A 10,730-nucleotide genomic window follows, 5' to 3' on the forward strand; every position below is an offset into this window, starting at 1 on the left:
GATCAGGGTAACGACCGGCGTCCGGTGCTCAGAGCTGGAGGTCCAGGTCGAAGAACCCGGCACCGCCGAGGAACAGCGGCACGATGACCCCGAACAACGTCAGCGTCGCCCCGATCAGGATCGCTGCGAACGCGATGCCGTCGCCCCGCTCACCGGTCAGCCGCACGTCGCGCCGCGCGATGAACCCGACGACGAGACCGCCGATCGGTGCCACGAACGCGAGGGCGATCGCCACCACCGCGAGCAGGCTGAGGGGCGGTACCGGCACGGCTGCCGATGCGGGGGACCCGGCGGCGCTCGGCGCGGTCTGGTCAGGAGCGAGGTCGGTCACGCCGGTCAGCCTAGGGGCGACGAGGATTCCTCCGCTCACCCCTGACCGAGGTTCGTCACCAGGTTGATGGCGACCGCGATCAGCACCGTCCCGAAGAAGTACGACAGCAGCGCGTGCGGCAACGCCTTCCGCCGGGTCTCGCTGTCGTCCGGCTCGACCTCTGGTGCCGCGTACGACATGCCGATCGTGAAGGCGAAGTAGGCGAAGTCGCTGTAGGTCGGCCGCCCGTCCTGCTTGACGTCGAACCCACCGCCCCGGTGGTCGAGGAAGAACATCCGGGCGTACTTCAAGGCGTAGACCGTGTTGACCAACGCCCATGCCACCATCGTGCCGAGCACACCCAGCATGACCGCCGCGACCGAGGCCGGATCTCGCGCCTGGCTGGCTTCGCTCAGCGCCAGGACGACGGCGGCGAGACTCGCGAAACAGGCCACGATGAGCGCGTTGTCACTGACCCGTGTCTCGGACTCCTCGCGTGCGAGACGCTCGGTGCCGTCGGCGTCCTGGCGCCAGCACTTGTGCCAGACCTGGACCAGCGCGATCAGGCCGGCCGTGCACCAGGCCGCGAGCGGCCCGAGGGACGGAGCCCCGGTGAAGGTCAACGCGACCCCGACCAGGACCCCGATCCCCACGATGAGGAGCGCCCGGCGCGTGGAGAGTATCCGATCGTTCATCGTCGTGCCTTCACGATCGTTCCTTCCTCCTGTCCGCTGCGTGGTCGGTCGTCACACGCCGGGGGTGAAGACGGCGCGGACGCAGCCGTCGTCCTTGTTCTTGAACATCTCGTACCCGCGCGGCCCTTGCGACAGTGGCATCACGTGCGTGGCGAGGTGCTCGGTGCTGATCTCTCCCGCGGCGATGCGGTCGAGGATCATCGGGATGTAGCGGTGCCCGTGCTGCTGGGCGCCGCGGACCGTCATGCCCTTGTTCATGATCGCGCCGAACGGGAACTTGTCGACGAGCCCACCGAAGACCCCGAGCGAGAACAGGCTGCCGCCCTTCCGGCTGGCGTAGATGGCCTCGCGCAGGGCGGTCGGCCGGTAGGTCTGCAAGCGCAGCTGCTGCTTGGCCTGGTCGTACAGGTACAGCGGTCCGGTGCCGTGCGCTTCCATGCCGACGGCCTCGATGCACACGTCGGGACCCCGACCGCCGGTGCGTTCCTTGAGTTCCGGGAGCACGGCGTCGCTCGTGTAGTCGAGCGTCTCGGCACCGATGTGCTCGCGCACCTGTCGCAGCCGTTCGGGCAGACGGTCGATCACGATCACCTGCTCGGCGCCGAGGAGCATCGCTGCACGAGCGGCCATCTGGCCCACACCACCGGCGCCCCACACTGCGACGGTGTCACCCGGTGTGATCCCGGCCAGGTCGGCTCCGGTCCACCCGGTGGGTGCGGCATCGGAGGCGAACAGGGCGGCCGTGTCGGACACGCCGTCGGGGACCGTGAACGCCCCCTGATCGGCGTAGGGCACGCGGACGTACTCGGCGTGGCTGCCTGCGAACCCGCCGAGCGCGTGGCTGTAGGCGAAGCAGCCGCCGATCGACGACCCCCACATCGCCTCGGTCAAGCCCGGGTTCGGGTTGCCGTTGTCGCAGAGTGAGAACTGTCCGTGGGTGCAGTACCAGCACTGCCCGCAGGCGATGAACGAGCAGACGACGACCCGGTCGCCCACCTTGTGCTTCGTGACGGCCGATCCCGTCTCGACGACTTCTCCCATGAACTCGTGTCCCAGGACGTCACCGGATCGCATGGTCGGGATGTACCCGCCGAGCAGGTGCAGGTCCGACCCGCAGGTGGTGCTCAGACGCACCTTCAGGATCACGTCGTGATCGTTGAGGATCTTCGGGTCCTCCACCGTCTCCACCGCGGTCTCGTTGACCCCGGTCCAACAGAGCGCCTTCACAGCACACCCTCCTCGTTGCTCCGTTTCGTCGCCACGTCCACCAACGCGCCGGTGGGTGTGGCCTTCCGTCGGCCGTGGGGGACCGGATCCACCCGGAGCACCTCGCCGACCTCGATGAGTTGCTTCGCCTCACGAAGAGCGGCCCGCAGCCGACCCCGTGAATCCGGGCCGCCGCCTCGGAACCGGGCACGGAGCTCGGTGCCACGATCGCCGGGCGCGGGACGGGCCTCCACCTCGACGTCCTGCCCGAACGCCGTGAGCGGCGCGGGGATCCGCCCGCCTGGCAGCACCGCGTCCTGCCCGCGGTTCACCGTGACCGCGTGCCAGCCGGAACGCGGTTCGGCCAGCACCTTCCGTGCGGGCCCGGGTGCGCCGCGTCGGCGGCGCGAGACGACGATGCCGACGGCAGCCGTGACCATCGCAGCGGCGGCGAGGTTCCGGGCCCTCATCGTGGTGTCCCAGCGCGGAGTCGGTTGGCAGCGGACGCGTTCGCGCCACACCGCCGGGGATTCGTGTGTTCCATCGCGGCCTCCTTGAGTCGCATCGGTGCGGATCAACGGGACGGGAGCGACGACCGCGCGATCGTGCCGGTCGGGGTCGCGGAGTCGCTCCTGTCGATCCACGATGAGCGTGGCCTCCCTGGCGCCGTCCCGGGTTGTCCGTGATGCGCTGCGGCAGGTGACGGCAGCGAGACGGACGGGAGGCCCGGTGCCAGCTGGCACCGGGCCTCCTGTCCGTCATGGGGTCGCGTCTCAGACGCGCACGGCGCGTTCGTCTGGGACGCAGTGCGTCATCATCAGGCCCTCGACGTCGCGGAAGCCGTTGTGACCGAGGTTCGACAGGCGGGCGAGCTCGTCGTCGCTGAGCGTCTGGGACTGCAGCGGGGGCAGGTCCTTGACCTCGTCGAGGGTGATGCCGAGCCCCTCGCCGACACGACGACCCAGGTCGTCCTCGACCATGTAGAAGTGCCAGAGCATGCGCTCCTGCACCGGACGGGCCGCCTGCGAGATGAGGTCGACGAAGTTCGCGACCAGGTCGTCGCGCTCCCAGTCCTGCAGGAGCAGGTACCGCTGGCCGGCCTGGGTGTAGTCGTTCGTCCGGGGGATCCGCTTGCGGGTGAGACGCCCGACGATCTCCGGTCCCTGGTCGTCGTGGGTCGGGTACTCCGCCTCGCGCAGGCCGCCGGTGATCGACGGCTCGTAGTTGACGTGCGGGTTCTCGCCGCCGTGGTCCTGGTGGTACGCCATCTGTCCGTCGCGCTGGTTGGTCGCGACGGCGCCGTTCTTCGGGGCGTTCACCGGCAGCTGCAGGTAGTTCGGGCCGACGCGGTAGCGCTGCGTGTCCGAGTACGAGAACGTGCGGCCGACGAGCATCTTGTCGTCGGAGAAGTCCAGGCCGTCGACGAGCACGCCCGTGCCGAAGGACAGCTGCTCGTTCTCGGCGAAGTGGTTCGTGACGTTGCGGTCCAGGACCATCTTGCCGACGGGCTTCGGCGGGAACTCGTTCTCCGGCCACACCTTCGTGTCGTCGAGCGGGTCGAAGTCGAGCTCCGGGTGCTCGTGGTCGTCCATGAGCTGCACGCGCAGCTCCCACTCGGGGTACTCACCACGCTCGATCGCCTCGTACAGGTCCTTCGACGCGTGCCCGAGGTCGCCGGCCTGCACGGCGGCGGCGTCGGCCTCGGTCATCGAGGACACGCCCACCGACGGGATCCAGTGGTACTTGACGAGCTTGGTGTCACCGTCCGCGTTCACCCACTTGTAGGTGTTCACGCCGAAGCCCTGCTGGGTGCGGTAGTTCGCGGGGATGCCGCGCGGGCTGAACAGGTTGACGAGCATGTGCATCGACTCGGGGGTCTGCGACATGAAGTCGAAGATGCGCGCCGGCTCCTGCCGGAAGGTCACGGGGTCGGGCTTGAGGGAGTGGATGACGTCGGGGAACTTGATGGCGTCGCGGATGAAGAAGACGCCGAGGTTGTTGCCGACGAGGTCCCAGTTGCCGTCCTCGGTGTAGAACTTCACGGCGAAGCCGCGCGGGTCGCGGGCAGCCTCGGAGGAGTCTCTGCCGCCGATCACGGTGGAGAACCGGATTGCCAGGTCGGTGCGCTTGCCGGGCTCCTGGAACAGCTTCGCGCGGGTGTATTTCGCGATGGGTTCGTCACCCCACGTGCCGGTGGCCTCGAAGTACCCGAAGGCGACGACACCGCGGGCGTGCACGACCCGCTCCGGGATCCGTTCGCGGTCGAAGTGGCTGATCTTCTCGAGGAACTGGTAGTTCTCGAGCGTCGCCGGGCCACGGGCCCCGACGGTGCGCTGGTTCTGGTTGTCGGAGACGGGGTGGCCCTGGCGGTTCGTCAGGATGCGGCGGTCGTCGCCCTCGGCGGGCGGTTGGCTGGAGACGTCGGTCATGTCTCGTCCTCTCTGCGGTCGCGGTCGGCTCGGGTTCCCGACCGAGTGTGGACCGGGGCGCGGGCACGCCCTCTCAGCGGCGTCGAGGACGCGGACGAGGGCCGGTCGCCGGTGCGGCCGCCGCTGACGACCCGTCAGTACTCCGCCGCTGACGGCCCGTCAGTACGAGGTGCGACCGGTGGCTGCTTCGCCGAGCACCGCGGCCGCGCCGTGGGCCAGCAGGGTCCCGTCGGTGACGACGGCGACGCGGTCGAACCCGAGCGCGCGGAGCCGTTCGGCGCGGGCCAGGTCACCGGCGAAGGCGCCGGTGTGCTTGCCCGCGCGGCGGGCTGCGGCGACGATCGCGGGGAGGGGGTCCGTGGCGCTGTCGGCGTCGAGCAGCTCGCGCAGATCCACGCCGAGCCCGATCGACAGGTCGAAGGGGCCGACGAACACCGCCGAGACGCCCGGGACCGCCAGGATCTGCTCGGCGGCACGGAGGCCCTCGGGTGTCTCGAGCATCACCCACACCTCGGGGTCGGCAGCGGCGGCGGACGGTGCCGCACCGCCCCAGAGTCCCGCCATCGGCCCCCAGCTCCGTCGGCCCCGCGGTGGGTAGTGCGCGGCACGGACGGCGTGCTCGGCCTGCTCGACGGTCTCGATCATCGGGACGATCACGATGTCGGCGCCGAGGTCGAGCGCACGGCCGATCGCGGCGTCCGAGCCCTCGGCGACCCGGACGGCGACGGGGACCTGCGGTGCGACCGCGGCGAGTGCCGGCATCGTCGCCAGGAGCGTGGCGTCGTCGAAGGCGCCGTGCTGGGCGTCGAGGCCGAGCCAGGCGAACCCGTTCTGGGCGATCTGCGCGGTGGTCCGGGGTTCGCCGAGCGTGCACCACACGCCGTCGGCGCGGCCGTCTCCGAGTGCTGGCACCGTGGTCCTCCGTCTGGTCTGCCGTCGCGGGCGTCGGCGTTCGGTCGTCCGGCGCGTCAGGCTACCGCCCGCGGGGAACTTGATGCGCACACGGCGGCGCCGGGGACGGGGCCGGGCCGGGGGATGGCCTCATGCGCACGCATGGGACATGGACAAGTGCTCACCTTCGGGTGTAGTCCTGTGCGCAGGACGCACTGCACGGGCGGTCACAGGTCGCCAACACCCACCAGCACCACAGCACCAGCCGGGACCTGCAGGGAGGTCGGACGGACATGCGTGACGAACGTGACGTCGGCCAGCGGACGGGCTCGCATCCGCCGGGCGGCGACGGGATCCGGGTGGCGTTCGGGATCGTCGGCGCGGTGGGCGTGCTCGCCGGGCTCGCTGCGATCGTCCTGCCCCACGCGACGCTGTTCGCGGTGTCGTGGGTCTTCGGGATCTACCTGGTCGTGTCGGGGGCGGCGCTGGTCGTCCGGGGACTCCAGGTGCACCCTCGGGTCTGGTGGCGTCAGGCCGGGCTGGTGGTCCTCGGGGCACTGGTGGTCGCCGGCGGTGTCGTCGCGATCGTGTTCCCGCCGATCGGGGCGCGGTGGGTGGCGCTGCTGCTCGGGTTCGCCTGGATCCTCGAGGGCATCGCACTCATCTACGCACCGTGGGTGGGCCGCCGTGCGTTGACCGTGGTGCTCGCCGTGCTCAGTGTGCTGAGCGGCATCCTGGTGATGAACCTGCCGGGCCTCGGCGCGCTGGTGACGGTGGCCGCGGTGGGGAGCGTGCTCATCGTGTTCGGTGTCGTCCAGCTCGTCGTCGCGTTCAGCTGGCCGCATCCGGACGGGGAGCGGGCCGGCCTGCCGGTCCCCGGCCCCTGATGCTCGCCGTCCGCTGGGAGCAACAGGGACCGAAGTCGTGGGTGGCGCGCGACCACGGGACCAGCCTGGGGCTCGTGCTGCACGTCCGTGAGCGGTTCCTGGCGTTCGACCAGGACGACCGCCCGCTCGGGAGCGCGGCGTCCCTGGCGGCGGCCCAGCAGCTCGTCGCCGGTGCCGTCCGCGCGAGTGCCCCGGCCCGGCGGGACACCGTCGCGGTGGTGCTGTCGGTGCTCGCGGCGCTGACCGTCGGGGGAGCGGCCGTCGTGCTCGCCGCCCGCGCTCTGATCTGAACGACGCCGTGCGGGTCACTCCGAACTCTCCGGACGGTGCACCCACTGCCGGAGTGCGGCCGTGACCGCGACGGGGTCCTCCCACGGCGCGAGGTGCCCGACGTCGTCGAGCACGACGACCTCGGGGTGCCCGTCGTGCTCCGCCTACGCCTCCTCGGGCACGCGGCTCCGGTCGGTGCCCTCCGCACCGGTACCGTTGCGTCCGTGAACGACGACCCCGATGCCGCCATCGCCCAGCACGTCCACGACGCCTGGGACGGTTCCCTGCGCCTGGTGCACATCACGATCTCGGACGAGGACGGTGATGCCTACCCCGGGCAGGACGTCGACCGGTGGGTGATCGACGTCCGTGTCCCGATCACCGACGACGACGAGACCGAGGCGGTCTCCGTCGCCGAGGTCACCGCGTTCACGAGCCGTGCACCGGAGTCGCTCGAGGCACTGGTGCTCGGCTACCAGGTCTCCGACGTCGCGGGGTCCTTCGCGTCCGCCGTCGCTGCGCAGGACGCGACGGGGGAGACGTTCTTCTCGCTGCAGACCCACGCCGCCGAGATGCTCGGCAAGCCCGACCTGCTCGCGGTCGACCGGCTCACGGTCCGTCCCGCGTACCGGGGGCTGCCCGGACTGGTGCCGGCGATCGTCGACGCCGTCCGCCACGGACCGGCCGGTCGCACCGCATCGTGGGTGCTCACGGACCCGACGGTGTGGGACGTGCCGTTCGGCGAGGACGACCGGTCTGCCGGGGCGTTCGTGCAGTGGGCCGACACCGCGGTGCTCACCTCGATGAACGCCGCGCCGGACGACCTGGAACACCTGTCGCTCGTGCCGCCGGCCGGTGGCATCGTGATGGGGTCCCGGGCGGACGAGGTGCACCTCGGCGACGCGATCGACCACGCGATGACGCAACCCGCGATCGCGGTGCCGTTCGACCTGCCGCCGAAGCTCCCTGCCAGCATCTGGGCCGCCGCGCCCGAGGACGTCCACGGCGTGCACCCGGACGAGACCACCGGGTCGATCACGGTGGAGACGCACGACGAACAGCTCGAGGTCGTCGGTTCGCCCGGCACCGCACCGCAGCTCGTGGGGATCTCGGCCTCGGCCGACGCCGCGACCCAGGAGTGGCTCCGCACCGTGCACCAGCGCTGGTGGCAGTACGAGCCGGACCTGCACGCCCGCATCCACGACGTCGTCGACGAGTACCTGTCCACCGGACACATCGAGTCGGCGTCGGACGAGCTCGCCGGGCACCTGCACGCGCCCGACCTGCCGCCGTACCGGACGGAGTGGCCGGGCACCGGCACCGTCCTGCTCGAGGAGCTCGGTGAGGACACCGAGCCGATCGTCTTCGACGCCGTGCTCGAGGACGGCACCCGGCACGAGCACATCGGCGTGGTCGTCGTGCACGAGTCCGGACACGTCCGCGCGTTCCTGCACGACGAGTGGGACCCCGGTTTCCCGGCCGCGGAGGCCGCGGTCGCGCACCTCATCAGCCTGGGTGCTGGCGAGTTCTTCGCGGACGCCCTGCACGACGAGCTGTCAGCGGGTGTCGAGCACGCGATCCTGACGGGAGACGTCCGCGGACACTGACGGGCCGCCCTGGGTCGGCTCAGACCGGGCGGTAGATCGCGATCGGCGGGGTGTCGTCGTCGCCCGCGTCGTGGGCGTCGCCCGTCGCGAGCCAGGTGCGGCCCTCGTGCTCGATCGTGGTCGGCAGGTCGCCGTGCACCAGGATCCGGATCGCGGGGGCGTCGCCGTCGACCAGGTCGACGCCGTGGGCCTCGGTCCCGCCGGGATTGTCGTGCACGTAGCTCATGGTCTGATCGAACTCCGTCGACCTGACGGACCGCCCGCGCCGCGCCGGACACGCCCGGAACCTCCACCGGAACCGGTGATGCCGCCCTTCTTCGGGTAGAGTCATCTCCGCACGGCCAGGACGGCGTGTGAATGCGGATGTGGCGCAGTGGTAGCGCATCACCTTGCCAAGGTGAGGGTCGCGAGTTCGAATCTCGTCATCCGCTCAGAACAGGAAGACCGGAACCCCCGTCGCTCGGAAGAGCGGCGGGGGTTCCGTCGTTGCGGGGCGTCGCGGCACCGGAGGCGTGGGGGCCCAGCGGGCGCAGGCTTCGGGTACCCGCGCCCACCGGGCGCGGAGGCGACCCTGCCCCCACTGGCACGCGCCGAGTGGGTGGCCCGGCGCAGTTCCGAGGATGTATCCGGAGCCGTCCCCCGTTCGGGTGGGAACCGGATCCACGGTTGCGGGAACCCGCAAGAAACCCGCACGACCCGCCGCGCAAGCCTTGTGCTACTCGATGCCGTCCGGTATCGGCGCCGACATCGTGCGGGCGCCGGGCAACCCGACCCACCGCCGGGCCCCGGATTCCACGACCGTGACGAGCACCGTGTCGCACCCGCGGCAGCGCGCCACCGACCCCATGGCGGTGCGGTAGACGGTGGTCTGCCCGAGCACCCCGAGCGACCCGCACCCGGCGCAGCGCACGGCGACCACGGTCGGCTCGGGTCCCAGGCTGTCGGCCAGTGTCCCCGCCAGCGCGTTGCCGTCCACGACGACCATCAGCTGCCCCCGAACCGTTCGGCGCGCACGTCGCTGGTGTCGTGCCCGAGCTCGGTGAGCCAGCGCAGCACCTGCTCGACGAACGGCGTCGACCCGCACACGTAGACCAGGGCGCCCGCGTCCGGCGGGAACACCGCGGCAGCGAGGGCGTCCCGCGTCAGCCGACCGGCCGGCACGGTCGAGCCTGGAGGCGCGGTGCGGCTGTACACGTGGGTCACCTCGAGCGGTGCCCGGCTCGCGAGCGCCTGGTCGAGTTCCGCACGGAAGAACACGTCGTCCGGTGTGCGGACGGCCGCGAGGAGCCGGAAGGGCGCCGGGTCGTCCGCCTCGGCGTGGGCGGTCACCATCGCGACGAGCGGCACGATGCCGGAGCCGCCGGCGATGAGCTGCACCGGCCGGGTGGACTCGCCCGGCCGCCAGACGAACCAGCCGCCCAGGGGGCCGTGGACCTCGAGTGCATCGCCGACCTCGACGGCGTCGACGAGGAACGGCGAGACCTCGCCGCCGTCCACCCTGTCGACGGCGAGGACGACGTCGGTCGCGGGGCCGGCCGACGCGATCGAGTACGAGCGCTGTGCCTGGTAGCCGTCCTCGGCGGTCAGTCGCAGGTCCAGGTGCTGCCCGGGGTCGTTGCCCGGCCAGGTGGGGACGTCGAGGACGATCCGGCGCGCGTTCGTCGTCTCGCGGCCGACCGACGCGACGGTGGCGGCGTGCCAGGCCGGCCGCCTGCGGGTGGCGGGACGAGCGACGGGGGTGATCCGTGCCTCCAGGCCGGTGTCGGGGAGCGTCACCAGTACCGCTCTTCCTTCCACGGGTCGCCGTGCAGGTTGTAACCCGCGTTCTCCCAGAAGCCGGGCTCGTCGTCGGACTGCATGACGATGCCGCGCACCCACTTGGCGCTCTTCCAGAAGTACAGGTGGGGCACCAGCAGGCGGGCGGGCCCACCGTGCTCGGGCGTCAGGGGCTCGCCGTCGGCCTCGAACGCGATCCAGGACTTGCCGTCGAGCAGCTCGTCGAGCGGGACGTTGGTCGTGTAGCCGCCGTAGCTGTGCACCATGCAGTAGTCGAGTTCGGTCTCGACGTCCTCGAACAGGCGGTCGAGCGGGACACCCCGCCACGGCATGTCGAGCTTGGTCCAGTGCGTGACGCAGTGGATGTCGACGGTGACGTCCTCGATGCCGAGTGCGTGCACCTCGTCCCAGGTCCACTGGTGCAGGCCGGACTCGGTGCGGATCGAGAAGGCCCAGTCGGTCGGCTCGATGTCGGGCGTCGCCCCGGCGGACAGGACGGGCCAGTCGCGGACCAGGGTCTGACCGGGCGGGATGCGGGTGTCGTCGCGGTCGTCGCGGCGACCGCCGAACCCGCGGGTGAACGTGGCCATGGTCCTCCTCGGGGACGTCGGTGCGTTCCCGATCATGCCGTGTGCCGGGCGGTGCCGTGTAACGGGTTG

General features: G+C 71.3%; 13 protein-coding genes and 1 tRNA gene. 4 read left to right on the top strand and 10 right to left on the bottom strand.

The window, feature by feature from the left end:
• Positions 1-28: 28 nt before the first annotated feature.
• From DEJ12_RS11195 to DEJ12_RS11220, 6 genes are all read right to left on the bottom strand, one after another.
• Positions 29-331, bottom strand: coding sequence for a DUF4190 domain-containing protein (locus DEJ12_RS11195; RefSeq protein ID WP_071403887.1), 303 nt, complete (start codon positions 329-331; stop codon positions 29-31).
• Positions 332-366: 35 nt separating this feature from the next.
• On the bottom strand, positions 367-1,005 hold the full coding sequence (locus tag DEJ12_RS11200; RefSeq protein WP_111030057.1) for a DUF1345 domain-containing protein: 639 nt from the start codon (positions 1,003-1,005) through the stop codon (positions 367-369).
• Positions 1,006-1,056: 51 nt separating this feature from the next.
• Entirely contained in the window at positions 1,057-2,232 is a 1,176-nt protein-coding gene (locus DEJ12_RS11205; protein ID WP_111030058.1) for a zinc-dependent alcohol dehydrogenase, read from the bottom strand.
• On the bottom strand, positions 2,229-2,681 hold the full coding sequence (locus DEJ12_RS11210) for a hypothetical protein (protein WP_111030059.1): 453 nt from the start codon (positions 2,679-2,681) through the stop codon (positions 2,229-2,231). Before DEJ12_RS11210 ends, DEJ12_RS11205 begins: the two co-directional genes overlap by 4 nt.
• A 303-nt stretch (positions 2,682-2,984) precedes the next feature.
• Positions 2,985-4,640 carry a catalase gene (locus DEJ12_RS11215; RefSeq protein WP_111030060.1) on the bottom strand — a complete coding sequence of 552 codons (1,656 nt, stop codon included), beginning with the start codon at positions 4,638-4,640 and terminating at the stop codon, positions 2,985-2,987.
• Between the two features lie 159 nt (positions 4,641-4,799).
• Complete coding sequence (locus DEJ12_RS11220) at positions 4,800-5,552, bottom strand: HpcH/HpaI aldolase/citrate lyase family protein (protein ID WP_181433119.1); 753 nt, start codon at positions 5,550-5,552, stop codon at positions 4,800-4,802.
• A gap of 272 nt (positions 5,553-5,824) precedes the next feature.
• On the opposite strand from DEJ12_RS11220, the gene DEJ12_RS11225 reads away from it, so the two are divergent.
• From DEJ12_RS11225 to DEJ12_RS11235, 3 genes are read left to right on the top strand one after another with little or no spacing between them, the layout of a single operon-like run.
• Entirely contained in the window at positions 5,825-6,418 is a 594-nt protein-coding gene (locus DEJ12_RS11225; protein WP_111030062.1) for an HdeD family acid-resistance protein, read from the top strand.
• Entirely contained in the window at positions 6,418-6,708 is a 291-nt protein-coding gene (locus DEJ12_RS11230; RefSeq protein WP_111022873.1) for a hypothetical protein, read from the top strand. The genes DEJ12_RS11225 and DEJ12_RS11230 overlap by 1 nt, the downstream gene beginning before the upstream one ends.
• 36 nt (positions 6,709-6,744) lie before the next feature.
• The gene (locus DEJ12_RS11235) at positions 6,745-8,295 is read left to right on the top strand and encodes a hypothetical protein (protein ID WP_111030063.1); all 1,551 of its coding nucleotides are present in this window, start codon (positions 6,745-6,747) and stop codon (positions 8,293-8,295) included.
• A gap of 19 nt (positions 8,296-8,314) precedes the next feature.
• Here DEJ12_RS11235 and DEJ12_RS11240 read toward each other — a convergent pair whose 3' ends face one another.
• A complete protein-coding gene (locus tag DEJ12_RS11240) occupies positions 8,315-8,521 on the bottom strand; it encodes a hypothetical protein (protein ID WP_027465565.1) in 207 nt (68 codons plus the stop codon).
• 133 nt (positions 8,522-8,654) lie between these two features.
• Between DEJ12_RS11240 and DEJ12_RS11245 the strand changes: the two genes are divergently transcribed.
• Positions 8,655-8,726: transfer RNA gene (locus tag DEJ12_RS11245), tRNA-Gly, on the top strand.
• Positions 8,727-9,010: 284 nt separating this feature from the next.
• On the opposite strand, the gene DEJ12_RS11250 is transcribed toward DEJ12_RS11245, so the two are convergent.
• Genes DEJ12_RS11250 through DEJ12_RS11260 form a run of 3 tightly spaced genes read right to left on the bottom strand, consistent with a single transcriptional unit; the run spans position 9,011 to position 10,661 of the window.
• Entirely contained in the window at positions 9,011-9,280 is a 270-nt protein-coding gene (locus DEJ12_RS11250; RefSeq protein WP_111030064.1) for a DUF6510 family protein, read from the bottom strand.
• A complete protein-coding gene (locus DEJ12_RS11255; protein WP_111030065.1) occupies positions 9,280-10,071 on the bottom strand; it encodes a ferredoxin reductase in 792 nt (263 codons plus the stop codon). The genes DEJ12_RS11250 and DEJ12_RS11255 overlap by 1 nt, the downstream gene beginning before the upstream one ends.
• Complete coding sequence (locus DEJ12_RS11260; protein ID WP_111030066.1) at positions 10,068-10,661, bottom strand: molybdopterin-dependent oxidoreductase; 594 nt, start codon at positions 10,659-10,661, stop codon at positions 10,068-10,070. The genes DEJ12_RS11255 and DEJ12_RS11260 overlap by 4 nt, the downstream gene beginning before the upstream one ends.
• Between the last annotated feature and the right edge of the window lie 69 nt (positions 10,662-10,730).

It is taken from the genome of Curtobacterium sp. MCLR17_059 (genome assembly GCF_003234665.1).
Taxonomy (GTDB): Bacteria; Actinomycetota; Actinomycetes; order Actinomycetales; family Microbacteriaceae; genus Curtobacterium; species Curtobacterium flaccumfaciens.